Source organism: Stenotrophomonas sp. AS1 (assembly GCF_048957655.1).
Taxonomy (GTDB): Bacteria; Pseudomonadota; Gammaproteobacteria; order Xanthomonadales; family Xanthomonadaceae; genus Stenotrophomonas; species Stenotrophomonas bentonitica_A.
In genome coordinates this window covers 84339-102891 of sequence record NZ_JARVXM010000006.1, presented here as the reverse complement: position 1 = coordinate 102891, position 18553 = coordinate 84339, and the positions used below count along the sequence as shown (strand labels likewise).

At 66.1% G+C, this 18553-nt stretch carries 16 protein-coding genes and 6 tRNA genes; 16 read left to right on the top strand and 6 right to left on the bottom strand.

The annotated features are described in order from the left end of the window. Positions 1-188: 188 nt before the first annotated feature. The 5 genes from ppx to PV764_RS09365 form a co-directional block, all read right to left on the bottom strand. Positions 189-1715: an exopolyphosphatase gene (gene ppx, locus PV764_RS09385; RefSeq protein WP_019185818.1), complete on the bottom strand. Its 1527-nt coding sequence runs from the start codon at positions 1713-1715 to the stop codon at positions 189-191. 122 nt (positions 1716-1837) lie between these two features. Next, positions 1838-3919 carry a polyphosphate kinase 1 gene (gene ppk1, locus PV764_RS09380; protein WP_046272386.1) on the bottom strand — a complete coding sequence of 694 codons (2082 nt, stop codon included), beginning with the start codon at positions 3917-3919 and terminating at the stop codon, positions 1838-1840. After that, the gene (phoR, locus tag PV764_RS09375) at positions 3916-5256 is read right to left on the bottom strand and encodes a phosphate regulon sensor histidine kinase PhoR (protein WP_399622076.1); all 1341 of its coding nucleotides are present in this window, start codon (positions 5254-5256) and stop codon (positions 3916-3918) included. The genes ppk1 and phoR overlap by 4 nt, the downstream gene beginning before the upstream one ends. Positions 5257-5354: 98 nt before the next feature. After that, positions 5355-6044 (bottom strand): phosphate regulon transcriptional regulator PhoB, encoded by a 690-nt coding sequence (gene phoB, locus PV764_RS09370; RefSeq protein ID WP_019185815.1) that lies wholly within the window; start codon positions 6042-6044, stop codon positions 5355-5357. A 132-nt stretch (positions 6045-6176) separates the two neighbouring features. Then, complete coding sequence (locus PV764_RS09365; protein WP_070426710.1) at positions 6177-7817, bottom strand: M48 family metalloprotease; 1641 nt, start codon at positions 7815-7817, stop codon at positions 6177-6179. A gap of 141 nt (positions 7818-7958) precedes the next feature. On the opposite strand from PV764_RS09365, the gene grxC reads away from it, so the two are divergent. The 6 genes from grxC (at position 7959) to PV764_RS09335 (ending at position 12490) form a co-directional block, all read left to right on the top strand. Continuing rightward, the gene (grxC, locus tag PV764_RS09360) at positions 7959-8258 is read left to right on the top strand and encodes a glutaredoxin 3 (protein ID WP_019185813.1); all 300 of its coding nucleotides are present in this window, start codon (positions 7959-7961) and stop codon (positions 8256-8258) included. After that, positions 8255-8647 (top strand): carboxymuconolactone decarboxylase family protein, encoded by a 393-nt coding sequence (locus PV764_RS09355; protein WP_019185812.1) that lies wholly within the window; start codon positions 8255-8257, stop codon positions 8645-8647. Before grxC ends, PV764_RS09355 begins: the two co-directional genes overlap by 4 nt. A gap of 405 nt (positions 8648-9052) precedes the next feature. After that, positions 9053-10060 carry an isocitrate dehydrogenase gene (locus PV764_RS09350; RefSeq protein WP_019185811.1) on the top strand — a complete coding sequence of 336 codons (1008 nt, stop codon included), beginning with the start codon at positions 9053-9055 and terminating at the stop codon, positions 10058-10060. Positions 10061-10186: 126 nt separating this feature from the next. Beyond that, positions 10187-10621 (top strand): hypothetical protein, encoded by a 435-nt coding sequence (locus PV764_RS09345; RefSeq protein ID WP_421116521.1) that lies wholly within the window; start codon positions 10187-10189, stop codon positions 10619-10621. 159 nt (positions 10622-10780) lie between these two features. Beyond that, on the top strand, positions 10781-11524 hold the full coding sequence (locus tag PV764_RS09340; protein WP_421116520.1) for a cysteine hydrolase family protein: 744 nt from the start codon (positions 10781-10783) through the stop codon (positions 11522-11524). Positions 11525-11581: 57 nt separating this feature from the next. After that, positions 11582-12490, top strand: coding sequence for a LysR family transcriptional regulator (locus tag PV764_RS09335; RefSeq protein WP_421116519.1), 909 nt, complete (start codon positions 11582-11584; stop codon positions 12488-12490). A gap of 114 nt (positions 12491-12604) precedes the next feature. Here PV764_RS09335 and PV764_RS09330 read toward each other — a convergent pair whose 3' ends face one another. Further along, positions 12605-13363 carry a Bax inhibitor-1/YccA family protein gene (locus tag PV764_RS09330; protein ID WP_070426714.1) on the bottom strand — a complete coding sequence of 253 codons (759 nt, stop codon included), beginning with the start codon at positions 13361-13363 and terminating at the stop codon, positions 12605-12607. A 178-nt stretch (positions 13364-13541) separates the two neighbouring features. On the opposite strand from PV764_RS09330, the gene PV764_RS09325 reads away from it, so the two are divergent. The 10 genes from PV764_RS09325 (at position 13542) to clpX (ending at position 18527) form a co-directional block, all read left to right on the top strand. After that, positions 13542-13618 (top strand) — tRNA-Pro (locus tag PV764_RS09325). A 45-nt stretch (positions 13619-13663) separates the two neighbouring features. Further along, positions 13664-13740, top strand: a tRNA-Arg gene (locus PV764_RS09320). A 35-nt stretch (positions 13741-13775) separates the two neighbouring features. Next, a tRNA-His gene (locus PV764_RS09315) sits at positions 13776-13852 on the top strand. 81 nt (positions 13853-13933) lie between these two features. Further along, positions 13934-14009 (top strand) — tRNA-Lys (locus PV764_RS09310). Between the two features lie 161 nt (positions 14010-14170). Further along, a tRNA-Lys gene (locus tag PV764_RS09305) sits at positions 14171-14246 on the top strand. Between the two features lie 188 nt (positions 14247-14434). Then, positions 14435-14701, top strand: a complete 267-nt coding sequence (locus tag PV764_RS09300) for a hypothetical protein (protein ID WP_421116518.1) — start codon at positions 14435-14437, stop codon at positions 14699-14701. Positions 14702-14807: 106 nt separating this feature from the next. Then, positions 14808-14892: transfer RNA gene (locus tag PV764_RS09295), tRNA-Leu, on the top strand. Positions 14893-15126: 234 nt separating this feature from the next. Next, positions 15127-16419 (top strand): trigger factor, encoded by a 1293-nt coding sequence (gene tig, locus PV764_RS09290; protein ID WP_019185805.1) that lies wholly within the window; start codon positions 15127-15129, stop codon positions 16417-16419. A 65-nt stretch (positions 16420-16484) separates the two neighbouring features. Continuing rightward, complete coding sequence (clpP, locus tag PV764_RS09285) at positions 16485-17111, top strand: ATP-dependent Clp endopeptidase proteolytic subunit ClpP (RefSeq protein ID WP_019185804.1); 627 nt, start codon at positions 16485-16487, stop codon at positions 17109-17111. Between the two features lie 126 nt (positions 17112-17237). Continuing rightward, a complete protein-coding gene (gene clpX, locus PV764_RS09280) occupies positions 17238-18527 on the top strand; it encodes an ATP-dependent Clp protease ATP-binding subunit ClpX (RefSeq protein ID WP_019185803.1) in 1290 nt (429 codons plus the stop codon). The last annotated feature ends 26 nt before the right edge of the window (positions 18528-18553 follow it).

The window sequence follows — 18553 nt, the reverse complement described above, 5'->3', positions numbered from 1 at the left end:
CGGACCCAAGTACCGCCTTCTTCAAAAATCCAGCCCAATGAAGGCCGGTGTCCCGAGAGTAGATCGATTCGTTAAGCGTTCATGAAGGACATGTGAGGGCGTTCTCACAAATACGTCATGGGCCGTGCGTTCTGCGAATTCAGTCCACGAATTGCTGCAGACGCACGTTTGGAAGCGGGCAGAAAGCGTCAGGCAACAAAGGGGCGGAACTGCACACCAAGCCCGGCCATGCCTTCGGTTTCCCCGATCAGGTCCGCACGCAGCAGCGGACGCGCATCGATGTACGCCTGCGGCAGGATCAACGACAGGCGCGCGTCCTCTGCGGTCAATTCCAGCTTCGGCATCGGCGTGTCTTCGTGCGCGCGGTTGAGCAGCACTGCCAGGCGCAACAGGGCGGTCATGCGCCGTGCCGGTTGCAGCAGACGCTCGGGCAGCGCATCGAAGGCGGACTTGGAAATATTGCGGCGATGGCTGCGCACGAGCGCGGCGAGCAGCTGCTGTTCCTGCCGCGAGAAGCCGGCGATGTCCGAGTTCTCCAGCACGTAGCTGCCATGCACGTGGTAACCGCTGTGCGCGATCATCAGGCCAAGCTCGTGCAGGCGCGCGGACCAGCCGAGCATGCGCGCATCGTCCGGGTCCAGCTGCCAGCTTTCCTCGACCTGGGCCAGCAGGTTCATCGCGGTGTTCTCCACGCGATCGGCCTGGACGGTATCGATGCCGTAGCGCTGGGTCAGGGCCGCGACCGACTCGTCGCGCAGGTCGTTCTCGCTGGCGCGGCCGAGGATGTCGTACAGGATGCCTTCGCGCATCGCCGCCTTGCTCACCAGCAGCTTCTGCAGCCCCAGCGCCTGGAAGGCCGCCTCGAGCACCAGGATGCCGCCGGCGATGATCGGGCGGCGATCGGCGGACAGCCCCGGCAGATTGATGTCTTCGATGCGCTTGGCCTTGAGCAGCTCATCGCGCAGCTGCGGCAAGGCCTCGGCGGTGATCGCGCCTTTGCTGAGCTTCATGGTGGCGCAGATTTCGCTGATCGCCTTGTGCGTGCCCGACGAGCCCAGCGCTTCGTGCCAGCCCAGCGCGCGGTACTTGTTGGCGAACTGCTGGAACTCCGCGCCGATCTCGGTCAGTGCGTCCTTCCAGCGCTTCTTGCTCAGCTTGCCGCCGGGGAAGAAGCGCCGCGTGCTGGCGATGCAGCCGGCCTGCAGGCTTTCGCGCTCCAGGGTCTGCATGCCCTGGCCGATGATGAACTCCGTGGAGCCGCCACCGATGTCGATCACCAGCCGGCGCTGGTCCGGCTTGGGCGGCTGCGCATGGGCCACGCCCAGGTAGATCAGGCGGGCCTCCTCGCGGCCGCTGACCACTTCGATGGCATGCCCGAGCGCGGTTTCGGCCGGCATCAGGAAGGCCTGCGGCGAGCGCAGCTGGCGGACCGTATTGGTGGCCAGGGCGCGGACCCGCACCGAGGGGATCGCGCGGATGCGCTGGCCGAACCGGGCCAGGCATTCCAGCGCGCGCTGGCGGGCTTCGGCGGACAGGCCGCCCTTGCCATCCAGGCCGTCGGCCATGCGTACGGTCTCGCGCAGGCGGTCGACCACCCGCAACTGCCCGAGGGTGTATCGCGCGATGACCATGTGGAAGCTGTTGGATCCCAGGTCGATAGCGGCGAGCAGGTCGCCATCCTGCAGGGCGGGCGGTGTCGTGGAGGTATGCGGCATTTGCGAATGTTAGCCGAACGGTGGGTCGCGAAGTCACCGCGCGCCCTTCACATGGGCAGGCTGCGACGACCGGTCGCATCGAAGGGGCAGGCAATGACCGCGTACCGACCAACGGTCGGTACCTACAGACCCTGCAGCAAGGCCATCTGCGCCGCATGCGGCGGCTCGTCATGGCCCGGCGTGCACTTGATGTAGCTGCCGTCGGCCTGCAGCTCCCAGGCGTTGAGGTTGTCGTCGAGGTAGTTCTGCAGCACATCGCGGTAGACCTTGCGCGCCAGCTCCGGGTCCAGGATCGGGAAACAGGTCTCGACCCGGCGCAGCAGGTTGCGTTCCAGCCAGTCCGCGCTGGCGCAGAACAGCTCCGAGGCGCCGTCATTGCCGAACCAGTAGACCCGGCTGTGCTCCAGGAAACGGCCGACGATCGAGCGCACCCGGATGTTGTCCGAGACGCCGGGCACCCCGGGGCGCAGGGTGCAGGCGCCGCGCACGATCAGGTCGATCTGCACGCCGGCCTGCGAAGCGGCATACAGTGCGCGGATCATCTGCGGTTCGTTGAGGGCGTTCATCTTGGCAATGATCCGCCCGGGGCGCCCGCTGGCCGCCAGCCGCGTTTCGCGCTCGATCCGCTGCAGCAGGCCCGGGTGCAGGGTGAAGGGCGACTGCAGCAGGCGCTTGAGCTTCATCCGCGGGGCCAGCCCGGACAGCTGCTGGAACAGCAGGTGCACATCGTTGCCGATATCCGCATCGGCGGTGATCAGGCTCAGGTCGGTATACGCGCGTGCGGTGCCGCTGTGATAGTTGCCGGTACCCAGGTGGACATAGCGGCGCAGCTTGCGGCCTTCGCGGCGCACGATCAGCAGCATCTTGGCGTGGGTCTTGAACCCGACCACGCCGTAGACGACCTGCACGCCGGCTTCCTGCAGACGGTCGGCGAGGCCGAGGTTGGCCTCCTCATCGAAGCGCGCGCGCAGCTCGACCACCACGGTGACGTCCTTGCCGTTGCGGGCCGCCTGGATCAGCGCGTCCACGATCAGCGAGTCCTTGCCGGTGCGGTACAGGGTCTGCTTGATCGCCAGCACGTTGGGGTCGACGGCGGCCTGCTTGATCACATCCAGCACCGCGGTGAACGCATCGAAGGGATGGTGCAGCAGCACGTCCCGGCGCGCGACGATCTCGAAGATCCCGTCGCTGTCGCGCAGCGTGCGCGGGCTCAGGGCGGGGTACTTCAGTTCCGGCCGCTGGATCACGTCGTACAGCTGGATCACGCGGTTGAGGTTGACCGGGCCGTCGATACGGTAGACCGCGTTTTCGGTCAGCCCGAAGTTCTGCAGCAGGGTGCGCACGATGTCGCGCGGGCAGTCCTGCGCGATCTCCAGCCGGACTGCCGGGCGGTAGCCACGGTCGACCAGTTCATCGCGCAACGCCAGGGCGAGGTTCTCGACCTCTTCCTCGTCCACCACCAGCTCGGAATTGCGGGTCACGCGGAACTGGTAGGCCCCCTGGACTTCCATGCCCGGGAACATCTCATCGACGAAGGTCGACAGCACCGAGGACAGGAACACGAAGGTCTGCGGGCCGCCGAGTTGCTCCGGCAGCTGGATGATGCGCGGCAGCGAGCGCGGTGCACGCACGATCGCCAGGTGCCCGGCGCGGCCAAACGCGTCGGTGCCCTTGAGCACCACCACGATGTTCAGCGATTTGTTGAGGATCTTCGGGAACGGGTGCGAGGGATCCAGGCCGAGCGGGGACAGCACCGGCATGATCTCGTTGCGGAAATACGCGCGCAGCCAGCGTTTCTGCCGGTGGTTCCAGGAGTGCCGGCCGAGTACGTCGATGCCTGCCTCGTGCAGCGCCGGGCGCAGCGTTTCGTTCCAGCAGCGGTACTGCTGGTCCACCAGCTGTGCGGCGCGGTCGTGGATCGCATTGAGGATCGCCTGCGGCGTCATGCCATCCGGCGCCGGCGGCAGGCCGAACTCCTGCGCATGGCGCACGGCGGCGGCGCGGATCTCGAAGAACTCGTCCAGGTTGGTGCAGGAGATGCACATGAAGCGCAGGCGCTCCAGCAGCGGCACCTGCGGGTCCATGGCCTGGGCCAGCACGCGGAAATTGAAATCCAGCTGCGACAGTTCACGGTTGATATACAGCGCCGGGTCGCGCAGCGGATCGCCGTCCACGGGTACGGCGACGGGAACAGGAGTACTCATGCGGAAAAGTCTTCGGCGGAAGGAAGGGAGGCGACCTCGGTGCGCGCACGCACCTGGTCGGCATCGAAATGGCAGGAGAACGTGCTGCCCTTGCCGACTTCGCTCTGTATGTCCAGGCGGGCATGGTGCAGGCCCAGGATGTGTTTGACGATCGACAGCCCCAGGCCGGTGCCGCCGCTCTCGCGCGAGCGGCTGCTGGACACCCGATAGAAGCGTTCGGTCAGGCGCGGCAGATGATTGGCCGGGATGCCGTAGCCGGTGTCACGCACCGACAGCACTACGCCATCCCCTTCGCGGGCGAACTCCACTTCCACGCGGCCACCGGCCGGCGTGTAGCGCACGGCGTTGGTGACCAGGTTGGAGAACGCGCTGTGCAGTTCCTTGTTGGAGCCCTGCAGGTCCACCCCGGCCGTATCGATGATGCTGATCTGGTGGCGGCCCTGGCTGTGCGCTTCGGCTTCACGGCGCAGCGTGGCCAGCATCGGCGTCATCGCCACGGCCTCAGCTTCGGTGTGCTCCTGCGATTCCAGCCGCGACAGGGTGAGCAGGTCTTCGACCAGCTGCGCCATGCGCTGGGACTGCTTGCGCATTTCCTCCAGCATCGGGCCGGTGCCGGGGAAGTCCTCCGGGTCCATCATGTCCAGGTAGCCATGTACCACGGTCAGTGGCGTGCGCAGTTCATGCGAAACGTTGGCGACGAAGTCGCGGCGGACCTGTTCCAGCCGCAGCAGCTTGCTGACGTCACGCGCGATCAGCAGCCAGTAGTCCGGCGAGTAGGGAATCAGGCGCAGGTTGAGGCGGATCGCCGGATCGACCGGCGAGGGCACGTCCAGGATGGGTTCGGCATTGCGGCCACCGGCCAGCCAGTGGGCCAGCGGCATCGGCTGCAGGCGTTCGACCAGCGCCTCGCCGAGATCGCCTGGATGATGCAGGCCGAGCAGCGAGGTGGCCGCTTCGTTGAACCACTGCACGCGCTGGCTGTTGCGGTCCACCACCACCACGGCATCGGGCAGTGCCGCGGCGGCGGCGCGATAACTGCGCAGCATGTCGAGCAGGCGGCGCTTGCGTGTGCGCATTTCCCACTGATTGCGGTAGAGCAGGCGGTCCAGCTCGTTCCACACGCCGGTGCCGTCGCCCATGTCCCAGCGATGGCGCGCGGTGAGCCCACGCAGCACCCGGCGCAGACGCCAGTAATGCCAGGCCAGCGCGCCGATGGAGGCCAGTGCGATGCACATCCACACATGTCCCACTGCCAGCCCCAGCAAGCCGGCCGCGAGCAGCAGGGCGGCGAGGGTGGCCAGCGTTTTCAACCAGGCAGAACGGATGTGGCGCGGCATTGCGGTCTCGCAGAAGGTGCGGTCCTCGGACTCGATCCAAGGTTATAGCAGGAGTGGCCGGAACCAGGCATGCGCGCCAGGTCCCGGCCCGACGAGACTCAGGTCGAGGTCGAGAACCGGTAGCCGGCGCCGCGCACGGTCTGCACCATGTTCTCCGCGCCGAACGGCTCCAGCGTCTTGCGCAGGCGGCGGATGTGCACATCGATGGTGCGCTCCTCCACGTACACGCTGCCGCCCCACACGTGATCCAGCAGCTGGGCACGGGTGTACACGCGCTCAGGGTGGGTCATGAAGAAATGCAGCAGCCGGTACTCGGTCGGACCGATCGGCACCGGCTGATCGCCGGCGAAGACGCGGTGCGCGGCGCCGTCGATGCGGATCGTGCCGACCGCCACGCTGCCGTCTTCGTCATCGTCGCGGGCACGGCGCATGACCGCACGGATGCGGGCCAGCAGTTCGCGCGCCGAGAACGGCTTGACCACGTAGTCGTCGACACCGGCCTCCAGGCCACCGACGCGGTCGTTCTCTTCCCCGCGCGCGGTCAGCATGATGATCGGCACCTCGCGGGTGAGGGCTTCTTTGCGCCAGCGCCGGGCCAGGTCCAGGCCGCTGGTGCCCGGAAGCATCCAGTCCAGCAGGATCAGGTCCGGAACGCGGTCGGCGATGGCGGTCTGCGCCTCGCGGGCGTCGCCGGCATGGATCGGGTCATAGTCGCCCTTGCGCAGGGCAAAGGCGACCATTTCGCGGATCGCGGGTTCGTCATCGACGATCAGGATGCGTTTCTGCACGTGCCCACCGTATTGCTCATCAGATCGGGATTGAGCCCAGTAGACTACGGTTTCATGACAGGTTTGTGACGAGGGGGCCGTTCCCGTCGTTGACCGCCATCCCACCGTCATCCCGACCCCTTGAACGGCGCCTCAGCGGCGGTCCAGTTCCGGGTCGTCGATGCCTTGGCGGCGCATTTCCAGCACGGTCGGGGTGATGCTCTCGATCCGGGCATCGACCCGGGCCCGGCCCACATAGTCCAGGTCCGGTTGCCGCTTCAGGGCCTGCAGCTGGATCAGGGCCTGCTCCGGCCGGCCGCTGAGGAAGGCCGCCTCGGCATAGGCCTCGCTGGCCCGGGTGGTATCCCCGGCCAATTCGCTGGCGCGGGCGAAGCGCTGCTGGAAGACCGGATCATTGCCGCTTTGCGACAGCATCGGGCGCAGCATCGCCTGCGCGCGCTGGCCGGCCTCGCGCCCGCCCTGTTCATTGAGGATGGTGGCGTAGGTCAACGCGACCGGGCGGCTGCCGGGGTGCTGGCGCATCAGGGTCTCGAAACGGGCGTTGGCCTGGGCCTGCTGTCCGCTGCGCGACTCCGCCTCGCCCAGCGCCAGTGCCACCCAGACGTTGTCCGGGTGGTCGCGCAGCAGCTCGGCCAGGTCGCGGCTGGCCTGAGCGGCGGCACTGTTGCGCAGCCGGCCCAGGGCCAGCCCGTAGCGCTGCGGTTCGGTCAGCCCGTTCTTCTGCGCGCGCTGCAGGCTCTCGTATTCGCGGATGACATCGCCCGGGGTGTCGGCGCTGAGCACCCGCAGCCGCTCGCGCGCCCATTCGAACTGACCGGTGCTGCCGCGGCTGAGCGAGTTGACCGAAATCTGCATCGAGGCCGGCAGCAACGGGTTGCTCCGCCGCACCAGCGGATCGGACAACGCCGGGTCGGACGGGTTCACCCGTTCCTGGCGGACGCCGCCGGGCACCTCGGTGGTCAGCAGCACCGTGTCTTTCTTCATCTGTTCGGCGCGGGCCTTGGCCTCGCTGATGCGGGTGGTGGTGACCGGGTGGGTCTGCAGGAAGTCCGGGACGCTGTAGCCCCCCTGGTTGCCACGCATCGAGGCGGACATGCGCTCGAAGAAGCCGGCCATGGCATCCACGTCATAGCCGCTGCGGGCCAAGGTGCGGATGCCCAGGCGGTCGGCCTCGGATTCGTTGGAGCGGGTGTAATTGATCTGGCGCTGCTGCATCAGCCCCATGCCCGAGGTGATGGCGGCCATGGTGGCGTCACCGGAGGAGTTGCCGCCGGCCTGCTGCGCGGCCACGATCGCGGCAAGCATGCCGAGCAGGATCGGGATCTGGTCGCGCTGTGCGCGCTCGACGCCGCGCAGCACGTGCTGCTGGGTGACGTGGGCGATTTCGTGGGACAGCACCGCGGCGACCTCGTCCTCGCGCTCGGCGGTCAGTACCAGGCCCGCATTGACCCCGATGTAGCCGCCCAGGGTCGCGAAGGCATTGATCTGCCGGTCCTTGAGCATGAAGAAGGTGTAGGACTGGCGTGGCTGGGCGCTGTTGGAGCCCAGCCGGGCACCCATGGTCTGCAGCCAGTCATCGACCAGCGGGTCATCGAGCAGGTACCCGTAGTTGCGCAGTTCGCGCAGCATCATCCCGCCGTATTCGGCCTGCCGTGCCGGGGTCAGCAGCTCGCCGGCCGAAGAACCGATGTCCGGCAGCTTGCTTTCCTGGGCCCCGGCCAGCGGTACGGCCAGGGCCAGGGTCAAGGCGGCAGAGAGCAGCAGAGGGCGCAAACGGAGCTCCTGGAGGAAGGCGGACGACAGCGTGACAGGGCCAGTGCAACCTGCAGTTAAACCACAGTGTTGCGACGGTGACGTGGAAAATCCAGCGGACCGCTACCATATACAGACCAACGTTCCGCTGTGGAGTTTCCCGTGAGCCAAGATGCTGTTTCCACCCCCGGTGGCGCTCCCGCCATCACCATCTACTCGACCGCGGTGTGCCCGTACTGCGTGGCCGCCAAGAACTTCCTGAAGAGCAAGGGCCGCGACTGGACCGAGGTCCGGATCGACCTGGACCCGGTCGAGCGCGAGAAGATGATGGCCAAGACCCGCCGCACCAGCGTGCCGCAGATCTTCGTCGGCGAGGTCCATGTGGGCGGCTACGACGACATGATGGCGCTGCACCGTGCCGGCAAGCTGGAGCCGTTGCTGGCCGGGCAGGACCCGGCATGAGCGCGGCCGACGACGGCAGCAAGGACCGCATCGCCGAATTCACCGAGTTCCGCCAGCGCATGAACCAGCGCATCCTGGGCGAACCCAACCAGGTCGTGCGCCGCTTCTTCGCGCTGGACACCCAGACCTACCAGGCCGGCGCACTGGATGTGAAGACCAAGGAGCTGCTGGGCCTGGTCGCCTCGATGGTGCTGCGCTGCGATGACTGCATCAGCTACCACGTGGCCCAGTGCAAGGACGCCGGCGTGACCCGTGAGGAGTTCTTCGAGACCTTCTCGGTCGGCCTGGTGGTCGGCGGCTCGATCGTGATCCCGCACCTGCGCCGCGCGGTCGATTTCCTGGACCAGCTCGAAGGCGGCGCCGAAGCGCCGGCCGTTCACGAGCATTGAGGTCGGGGCCGACCCGGCCCCACCGAGGTAGAGCCGACCGTTGGTCGGCTGCTTGGGCGCCCCGACGATATCGGCGCCCGGCAGTGCGCCGTTCATGTTCGAGATCCCGTTCCCACCGACCAACGGTCGGTGGCTACCCATCTTTCAGCCCACCCCAGGTTGCCGGCCAGCGGCCGGCATTACCGATCGCGTGTCTGGAGCACAGCCCCTTCTGTTGAAGTGGCGCGCCAACGGCGCGGGGGAGAGGGGGAATGCGCGGGCAATGCTGCCTTGCCCGCCTAAGACCAATGGCCCATTTGGGGTCCATCGGGCGGGTAAGGCATAATTGCCGATGAAACTTCCCTTGCGCCCGCGCTTCGCGCACCTCACGGATGGCGCTCCCCCCTCGGTTCGGAATACACATCAATGACGCAGAAAATCACGGTCATCCGCGGTGACGGCATCGGCCCGGAGATCATGGACGCTACCCTGTTCGTGCTCGGCAAGCTGGACACCGGCTTTGAATACGAAGACGCCGACGCGGGCCTGGTCGCGCTGGAGAAGCACGGCGATCTGATGCCGGCGGCCACGCTGGAGTCGATCGCACGCAACAAGATCGCGCTGAAGAGCCCGCTGACCACGCCGGTCGGTGGTGGCTTTACCTCGATCAACGTCAGTCTGCGCCGCCACTTCGACCTGTACGCCAACGTGCGTCCGGCGGTGTCCTTCCCGAACACCAAGTCGCGTTTCGGCGACGGCGTGGACCTGATCACCGTCCGTGAGAACACCGAAGGCGCGTACCTGGCCGAAGGCCAGGAAGTGTCGGCCGATGGCGAGACCGCCTTCTCCGGCACCCGCATCACCCGCAAGGGCTCCGAGCGCATCGTGCGCTACGCCTTCGAGCTGGCCCGCAGCACCGGCCGCAAGAAGGTCACCGCCGTGCACAAGGCCAACATCATCAAGTCGACCTCGGGCCTGTTCCTGGCCGTGGCACGTGAAGTGGCCGCCAAGTACCCGGACATCGAGTTCCAGGAAATGATCGTCGACAACTGCTGCATGCAGCTGGTGATGCGTCCGGAACAGTTCGATGTGATCGTGACCACCAACCTGTTCGGCGACATCATCTCCGACCTGTGTGCCGGTCTGGTCGGCGGCCTGGGCCTGGCCCCGGGCGCCAACATCGGTGAGAACGCGGCGATCTTCGAAGCCGTGCACGGCACCGCGCCGGACATCGCCGGCCAGGGCAAGGCCAATCCGTGCGCGCTGCTGCTGGCCGCCGCACAGATGCTGGACCATGTCGGCCAGGTCGAAAACGCCGAGCGCCTGCGCAAGGCCATCGTGGCCACGCTGGAAGCCAAGGACTCGCTGACCGGCGACCTGGGTGGCACCGGCAACACCATGGGCTTCGCCCAGGCCATCGCCAGCCGCCTGTAAGCGGCCGGCGCTCTTGCTGGATGCTGTCCCAGGCGGTATCCAGGCAACGCTGCGCATTGTTGAAGACGGGCCGTCCTTGTACGGCCCGTCTGCGTTTTAAAGTGTGGCTTTTCACCGAAAGGGTTTTTGCAGATGCCTGATTCGGCTGTGTGGGTGGTGGCGGCTGTTGCCGTCTATGCGATCGGCGTAGGCATCTACTTCGTCTTCTGCTGGCCCTGGTCCCGTTCCCAGCGCGCGTTGCGTCGCCTGCGCAAGCACGGGGTCTGCATCCGCAACCTGCGGCACAGCGAAGCGCGCGCGCTGCAGTTGATCGAATGTCCGGCGGGGGCGCCGGTGTACCGGCTGGAGGGCGCCTGCGCGGAGTTCATCATCAGGGGCAAGAATGGGGCAGAGCATGTGCAGACCCTCGCAGGGGTGCCGGTGAAGTACCCGGCGGGCCTGGAACGTGCCGTGCGCGCTGGCAGCAACGCTGCCGAAGTGGTGCCAGGGCGAAAGGACGCGGTGATCGTGCGGCTCAATGGCGTCACGCTGGCGTCGTCGAGTCGAACCCTGCGCGGCTGATCGTTTACGGGCGCCCAAACGAAAAGCAGTCGCGCCTGGCGCGACTCCACATGATCGGTCTGTTCGAAATCTGCACAGATCATGTGTCAATCCATGGCTGGTTCGTGCGCCATCCGCCTCGCATCCTGTGCCCACTTTCCATCGCACAGGAGTCGTCCCATGAACCTCACGGCCTTCGGCCTGGCCAGCCTGATCGGCATGGCTGCCACCGCCCCGGTTGTTGCCACTGAACCGTCCCATCCCACCATCCGCCACATGGCGGGTGCCCCGGCGCCCGCCTCGCTCGACGCGGCGAAGACCGCGGTGCTGGTGATCGACTTCCAGAACGAATACTTCGATGCCCGTGCCGCGCCAGGTTTCGTCGGCGGCCGCATGGTCATTCCCGACGGCATGGCCGCACTGCGCCAGACCCGCCGCGTGGTCGACTTCGCCGATGCCCACGGCATCCGCGTCATCCACGTGCAGCATGTGCTGCCGGCGGGCGCACCGCTGTTCGCGCAGGGGAGTGTCAACGTCGCCTTCCATCGCGACATGCAGCCGCGCAGTGGCGAAACCGTCATCCAGAAGGACAACGTCAGTGTGTTCGCCGGCGCCTCGGCTGCGGCGCTGGATACGGTGCTCAAGCAGGCCGGCATCGACACGTTGATCATCACCGGCCTGCAGACCCATGCCTGCGTCGTCGGGGCCGCCCGCGACGCGGCTGCCGCGCCGCGCGGCTACCGTGTCCTCGTGGCGTCCGATGCCAGCGCCAGTCGCGACCTCGACCTGGCCGATGGCACGCGCATCGGCCACCGCGCACTGCACGAGGCGTCCCTGGCGCAGATCGAGGATGCATTCGGCGATGTCATGGCCACCGACGCGATCCTGGCCCTGACGGTCCGCGAGGCGGGCGAGGGCGCTTGATAAGCTGGGCAGGCCCGCATCCGGCGGGTCCTGCCACTCGCCTGGAGCTGACTGCCGATGGATCACTTCGCCGCCCTGCGCGCGCTGCGCGCCATCGTCGAGGACGGCAGCTTCAGTACGGCCGCAGAGCGGCAGGGAACCACCCACTCCTCCCTGTCGCGGCAACTGCGGCAGCTGGAAGAGCACCTGCAGGTCCGGTTGCTCGATCGCACCACCCGGCGGCTTTCGCTGACCGAGGCCGGACGCGACTACTACCGCGATGCCGTAGCCCTGCTTGAGCGGCTGGAACTGGCCGACGACCGCGCCCGCGCGGGCCAGGCAGCGCCGAGCGGGCGCCTGCGCATCAGCGTGCCGCAGGTGGTGGCCAGCCAGGAATTGCCGCAGTGGCTGTCGGGGTTCCTGGCCCGCTATCCGCAGGTAAGCCTGGATCTGTCGGCCAACGACCAGCTGGTGGACGTGGTCGGGGGTGGTTTCGACATGGCGCTTCGCATTGCCGCCAGCCTGCCCGACAGCCAATTGGTGGCCCGCGAACTGGCGTGCTGCCCACGCATCCTGGTCGCCGCGCCGGCTTACCTGGCCCGGCACGGCCTGCCGCGCCAGGTGGCGGACCTTCCGGCGCACACGCTGCTGGCGTTCCAGCCCGGCGCGGCCAGTACCGCTTGGCACCTGCAGGGCCCGCGGGGCGCGCAGGCCAGCGTGGAGGCCGGCCAACGGCTGCGCGTGGACGCCACGCCCGCCCTCTATGCCGCAGTGCGGGCCGGCATGGGCATCAGCCTGTTTACCGCGTTGACCGTGCAGGACGATCTGCGCGCCGGTCGCCTGATCCATGTGTTGCCCGGCTGGCATGCCGGGGAGCGCCGCTACTTCGCGCTGTATCCGCACGCCCGTTCGCTGGCGCCAAAGGTGCGCGCGCTGGTGGAGCATCTGGCTGCGCATTACGCAGGGCAAGCCGGCGCGGCGGTCTAGTACCCTGCCAGGCGCTCCGGCCGGAGCTTGCCGGGGCGCCATGCGGGCGCATGAAAAAGGGCGCCCGAAGGCGCCCCTGATGCTTGCCTGGCCAGTGGCTCAGCGCTGCTGGATCTAGCGCTGCTGGATCTTGGAGAGCAGGCGCAGGAATTCCACGTACAACCACACCAGCGTGACCATCAGGCCGAACGCGCCGTACCACTCCATGTACTTCGGGGCGTGTGCGGCGGCACCGGTTTCGATGAAGTCGAAATCCAGCACCAGGTTCAGCGCGGCCACGGCCACCACGAACAGGCTGAAGGCGATGCCCAGCAGGCTGGCATCGTGGATCACCGGCACGTTGATGTTGAAGAAGCTCAGCACGAAGGAGGCCAGGTACACCAGCGCGATGCCACCGGTGGCGGCGAACACGCCCATCTTGAACTTCTCGGTGACCTTGATCACGCCACTGCGGTACAGCATCAGCAGCGCGAACAGGGTGCCGAAGGTCAGCAGCACCGCCTGGAACACGATGCCTGGGAACTTCATGTTGAACACGGCCGAGATCGCACCGAGGAAGAAGCCTTCCACCAGGGCATACATCGGCGCAGTGACGGGCGACCATTCCTTCTTGAACACGGTGACGAGTGCCAGGATCAGCCCGCCCACCGCGCCGCCGATGGTGTACATCATCGCGCTGGAGGACACCTGCCCATAGGCATCGACCGACTGGCTCCACGCGAACGCGGCCGTCAGCACGGTGAGCAGCAACAGGATGCCGGTCTTGTTGACGGTGCCGTTGATGGTCATCGCCTGGTCGGGGCGGGCCACGACCGAGCCGCTGGCCAGGTCGAGGAAGGTCGACTCGGAAAGTGCGGGATTGCCGCTGCGCATTGCCAATCTCCTTGATGGGGTAGGGGGCTGGCCATCCGGCCACTGACCCGAGCATAGCCGAAGCGACCCTCGCCAATGGCGACAGGTGAATTGATGTGTGAAAACCGTTGACAGATGCCACGCCGATTCCCACAATAGGCGGCTCTTTCGGGGGGAACCCCGGAGGGAAACAAACCGCCGGGGTATAGCGCAGTCTGGTAGCGCGCCTGCTTTGGGAGCAGGATGTCGGGGGTTCGAATCCCTCTACCCCGACCAAGCCCGCTGCTCAAACCGGGATTGGAATGCGACAATCCGGATCGAGCGCCCGTAGCTCAACTGGATAGAGCACCGGCCTTCTAAGCCGGCGGTTACAGGTTCGATTCCTGTCGGGCGCGCCATTCGGTGCAAGCGGTAGGAAGCAAAGTTTTCAGTGGTGGCTGTAGCTCAGTTGGTTAGAGTTCCGGATTGTGATTCCGGTGGTCGGGGGTTCGAGTCCCCTCAGCCACCCCACTGATTCAAACTGGTTCATCGAAAGTGAACCAGGGTTGCAAAAGGCAGCACACACGCTACAATGTGCGCCTGAGTTTTTCAGGGCTGTTAGCTCAGTTGGTAGAGCAGTTGACTCTTAATCAATAGGTCCAAGGTTCGAATCCTTGACAGCCCACCAAGACAGAAGCCATCGGGTCCGCCCGGTGGCTTTTTTCTTGTTTGCTACCCTACGTTGAACCGGTGGCGCATTGGCGGTCCACTGCCGCCATTGGCCATCCATTCAAATAAAACGCTTGCGTCGCGCGCAGGAAACCCTGCATAATTCGCCTCCCGATTTTCGGGCTGTTAGCTCAGTTGGTAGAGCAGTTGACTCTTAATCAATAGGTCCAAGGTTCGAATCCTTGACAGCCCACCAAGACAGAAGCCGCCTGGTCGCCAGGCGGCTTTTTTCTTTTCCGGGCGTGCGTATCTGAAAGCCTCCTGAAACCGGGGTCGAACGCGACACGCAGCGTTTCCAAGCTGCGCGACAGCGCACGGATCGCAACCGGCAATCAGGTTCCACTCGACGGACCGCGCTTAGGCGCCCATCGAGGTACGCCCATCATGATTCTCCGGATCCTTGCCGCCGTGGCGTTGACCGCCTGCGCGGCCACGGCCGCCACGGCTGCCGAAACGCCCGCCCACGCATCGCTCGAGCCGGTCCTGGCCGGTTATGCCACGACCGTGATCCGCCACACTCTTCCTCCTGGCGGTTTCCAGCCGGCCAAGCCACTGGCCCGTGTCTCCATGCAGGATGCGCCCCAAGGCGAGGAACGCCAGGCGTTGGCGAAAGCGCCACTGCTTCCCGGCGTGGCGCTGCCGGCGCGATAGCTGCTGATCCGCGGGGTGGGGCACGCGCTTCACCCCGTTAAGCGACATGACGACCTTCCGCTTTCCGGCCCCGCCTGCAACAATGTGCGCCTGGGCTTTCAGGCTCGCGAAAGTGGCGGAATTGGTAGACGCCCTGGATTTAGGTTCCAGTGCCGCAAGGCGTGGGGGTTCGAGTCCCCCCTTTCGCACCAGTGCAGGGCGTTTTCGCCGGCACCATGACCATGGGCACGTCCCGGAACGGGGAGACGGCCACATGCTGGGCCCTTGGCGGCCCCCGGACGTTCTCGGCCCGCGCTGGCGGCGCTGGCGTTTATCGGCGAAACTACAGGGCTGCGGCGGGCATGCGCGTCCACGACCCCGCGTCCAAAACCCGTTTCATCCATCACATCGTGCCGGGGCCCATGCCGCCGGTGGCAGGAGTCAACATGCAAGCTTCGATCGAATCCACTGGCAATCTGGAACGCCGCCTGACCTTCTCGCTGCCGGAAGACCGCCTGCAGACGCACATCAGCGGCCGTCTGGGCGAAATCGCCCGCACCACGCGCATCAAGGGCTTCCGCCCGGGCAAGGTGCCGGCCAAGGTGATCGAGCAGCGTTTCGGCCAGCAGGTCCGCAGCGAAGCCGTCGATGGCCTGCTGCGTGAGACCTTCGATGCCGCCCTGCGCGAGCATGAGCTGCGCATCGCCGGCACCCCGCGCATCGACAAGGGCGAGGGCGAGCTGTCCTTCGTGGCCACCGTCGAGCTGGTGCCGGACTTCGGCGACGTGGATGTCAGCAAGCTGACCGTGGTGCGCCACACCGCTGAAATCAACGACGCCGACATCGACCAGATGATCACCAACCTGCGCGAACAGCGCCGCAGCTGGAGCCCGGTCACCCGTGGCGCCCAGGACGGCGATCTGGTCGCGCTGGAAACCTGGTCGCAGGCCGGCGATGAGCGCCTGCCGGCCGAAGGCACCGAAAAGGGCAGCGTGATCGTGGGCCAGGGCATGATGTTCGAGCAGATCGAACAGGGCCTGGTCGGTCTGACCGCCGGTGAAGAAAAGACCCTGGACGTCGAGTTCCCGGCCGATTGGCGCGTCCCGGCACTGGCCGGCAAGCAGGTCAAGGTCACCGTCAAGGCGGTGGACGTGTCCGCGCCGGTGCTGCCGGAGGTGGATGCCGAGTTCATCAAGAGCTTCGGTGTGAAGGGCGGCGACGTGGAGCAGTTCCGCAAGGACATCCGCGCCAACCTGGAGCGCGAGCTCAAGGGTGCCCTGATGAACCGCCTGCGCCGCGAAGTCGGTGAGCAGCTGATCGCCGCCTACGCCTCGGTGGAAATGCCGCCGCGCCTGGTCGAGAACGAAGCCCGCGCCATGCTGGACCAGCAGCTCGAGCAGATCCGCCGCAGTGGCCGCAACCCGGGTGACGTCCCGGCCGACGCCCACGAAGGCTTCAAGGACGCCGCCGCCAAGCGCGTGCTGGTCGGCCTGCTGGTCGGTGAAGTGGCCCGCAAGAACGACCTGCGCCTGGATCCCAAGCGCCTGAATGAAACCATGCGCCTGATCGCCTCGACCTACGAAGAGCCGGAGCAGGTCATTGAGATGTACCGCAACGACCCCCAGCTGATGAGTGGGCTGCAGAATCGTGTGATGGAAGAGCAGGTGATCGACTGGATCGCCGAGCGCGCCCAGCACACCGAAGAGAAGCTGTCGTTCCAGGACGCGATCCGCCAGTAAGCGGTCGTGTTTTACGCCCCGCGCCCTGGCGCGGGGTCGTTCCCCCCAAAATAGGTGCCTCACTAATGGACAACCGAACCACAGCCCTGAACATGGTTCCGATGGTGGTCGAACAGACCAGCCGCGGCGAGCGCGCCTATGACATCTATTCGCGACTGTTGAAGGAGCGCCTGATCTTCCTCGTGGGCCCGATCGACGATCACATGGCCAACGTGGTGGTGGCGCAGCTGCTGTTCCTGGAAGCGGACAACCCGGAAAAGGACATCAGCATCTACATCAACTCGCCCGGTGGCGTAGTCACCGCCGGCATGGCGATCTACGACACCATGCAGTACATCAAGCCGGACGTGAGCACCATCTGCGTCGGCCAGGCGGCCTCCATGGGCGCCCTGCTGCTGGCGTCCGGCGCGGCCGGCAAGCGTTACGCGCTGCCGAATTCGCGCGTGATGATCCACCAGCCGCTGGGCGGCTTCCAGGGCCAGGCCACGGACATCGACATCCATGCCCGTGAAATCCTGACCCTGCGTTCGCGCCTGAACGAAGTGCTGGCCAAGCACACCGGCCAGTCGCTGGAGACCATCGCCCGGGATACCGAGCGTGACAACTTCAAGAGCGCGGCCGATGCGGTGGCCTACGGCCTGGTCGACCAGGTCCTGGAGCGTCGTCCGGAAGAGTCGATCCAGCCGGCATAACGTTGTACCAGGCCGGGAAACCGGCCTGTTTCCACCGGGTCAGGCGGGACTGGCGTCCTCCTGACCCTGTGCTATTCTCGAATCGAACCCCCGTTCAGTCGGGTGGGGTAACTGGGTAAGCGAAGCATGAGCGAAGACCGCCAAGGTCGTTCCACGGACACCGGCAAGATCCTCTACTGCTCTTTCTGCGGAAAGAGCCAGCATGAGGTGCGCAAGCTGATTGCGGGTCCGAGCGTGTTCATCTGCGATGAATGCGTCGAGCTGTGCAACGACATCATCCGTGAGGAGCTGGAGGAGAAGGCGCAGTCGGCCCGCAGTTCGCTGCCCAAGCCGCGCGAGATCCTCGAGGTCCTGGACCAGTACGTGATCGGGCAGAACCGCGCCAAGCGGACCCTGGCCGTGGCCGTATACAACCACTACAAGCGCATCGAGAGCCGCCAGAAGAACGACGAGGTCGAACTGGCGAAGTCGAACATCCTGCTGGTCGGTCCGACCGGTTCGGGCAAGACGCTGCTGGCCGAAACCCTGGCCCGCCTGCTCAACGTGCCGTTCACCATGGCCGACGCCACCACGCTGACCGAAGCCGGTTACGTGGGCGAGGACGTGGAGAACATCATCCAGAAGCTGCTGCAGAAGTGCGACTACGACGTCGAGAAGGCACAGCAGGGCATCGTCTACATCGATGAAATCGACAAGATCTCGCGCAAGAGCGAGAACCCGTCGATCACCCGCGATGTGTCCGGCGAAGGCGTCCAGCAGGCCCTGCTGAAGCTGATCGAAGGCACCGTGGCCAGCGTGCCGCCGCAGGGCGGTCGCAAGCATCCGCAGCAGGAATTCCTGCAGGTGGACACCAAGAACATCCTGTTCATCTGTGGCGGTGCGTTTGCCGGCCTGGACAAGGTGATCCAGCAGCGTTCCAACGATTCGGGCGGCATCGGGTTCGGTGCCAAGGTGAAGAGTTCCGAGCGCAAGCAGGAAGTGGGTAAGATCCTGGCCGAAGTCGAGCCGGAAGATCTGATCAAGTTCGGCCTGATTCCGGAGTTCGTCGGCCGCCTGCCGGTCGTGGCGACCCTGGAAGAGCTGGACGAGGCCGCCCTGGTGCGCATCCTCACCGAGCCGAAGAACGCCATCACCAAGCAGTTCAAGAAGCTGTTCGAGATGGAGCACGTCGAGCTGGAGTTCCGTCCGGACGCGCTGGCCGCCATTGCCCGCAAGGCGCTCAAGCGCAAGACCGGTGCCCGTGGCCTGCGTACGATCGTCGAATCGGTCCTGCTGGACACCATGTATGACCTGCCCTCGGCAGAGAATGTCAGCAAGGTGGTGGTGGACGAATCGGTGATCGAACACAAGTCCGAACCGTACCTGATCTACCAGACGCCACCGGCGCCTGAACAGAAGGCGGCTGGCGCTGAATAATCAGTTCAAGTAATTGAATTGAAAGA

What these genes read in the sequence shown, in the direction of transcription:
- PV764_RS09330 (WP_070426714.1), bottom strand. Translation starts at nt 13,363, where the DNA reads ATGCGCAGCGGCAATCCCGCACTTTCCGAGTCGACCTTCCTCGACCTG.
- PV764_RS09335 (WP_421116519.1), top strand. Translation starts at nt 11,582, where the DNA reads ATGGATCACTTCGCCGCCCTGCGCGCGCTGCGCGCCATCGTCGAGGAC.
- clpP (WP_019185804.1), top strand. Translation starts at nt 16,485, where the DNA reads ATGGACAACCGAACCACAGCCCTGAACATGGTTCCGATGGTGGTCGAA.
- tig (WP_019185805.1), top strand. Translation starts at nt 15,127, where the DNA reads ATGCAAGCTTCGATCGAATCCACTGGCAATCTGGAACGCCGCCTGACC.
- ppx (WP_019185818.1), bottom strand. Translation starts at nt 1,715, where the DNA reads ATGCCGCATACCTCCACGACACCGCCCGCCCTGCAGGATGGCGACCTG.
- PV764_RS09355 (WP_019185812.1), top strand. Translation starts at nt 8,255, where the DNA reads ATGAGCGCGGCCGACGACGGCAGCAAGGACCGCATCGCCGAATTCACC.
- clpX (WP_019185803.1), top strand. Translation starts at nt 17,238, where the DNA reads ATGAGCGAAGACCGCCAAGGTCGTTCCACGGACACCGGCAAGATCCTC.
- PV764_RS09340 (WP_421116520.1), top strand. Translation starts at nt 10,781, where the DNA reads ATGAACCTCACGGCCTTCGGCCTGGCCAGCCTGATCGGCATGGCTGCC.
- ppk1 (WP_046272386.1), bottom strand. Translation starts at nt 3,919, where the DNA reads ATGAGTACTCCTGTTCCCGTCGCCGTACCCGTGGACGGCGATCCGCTG.
- phoR (WP_399622076.1), bottom strand. Translation starts at nt 5,256, where the DNA reads ATGCCGCGCCACATCCGTTCTGCCTGGTTGAAAACGCTGGCCACCCTC.
- PV764_RS09300 (WP_421116518.1), top strand. Translation starts at nt 14,435, where the DNA reads ATGATTCTCCGGATCCTTGCCGCCGTGGCGTTGACCGCCTGCGCGGCC.
- PV764_RS09350 (WP_019185811.1), top strand. Translation starts at nt 9,053, where the DNA reads ATGACGCAGAAAATCACGGTCATCCGCGGTGACGGCATCGGCCCGGAG.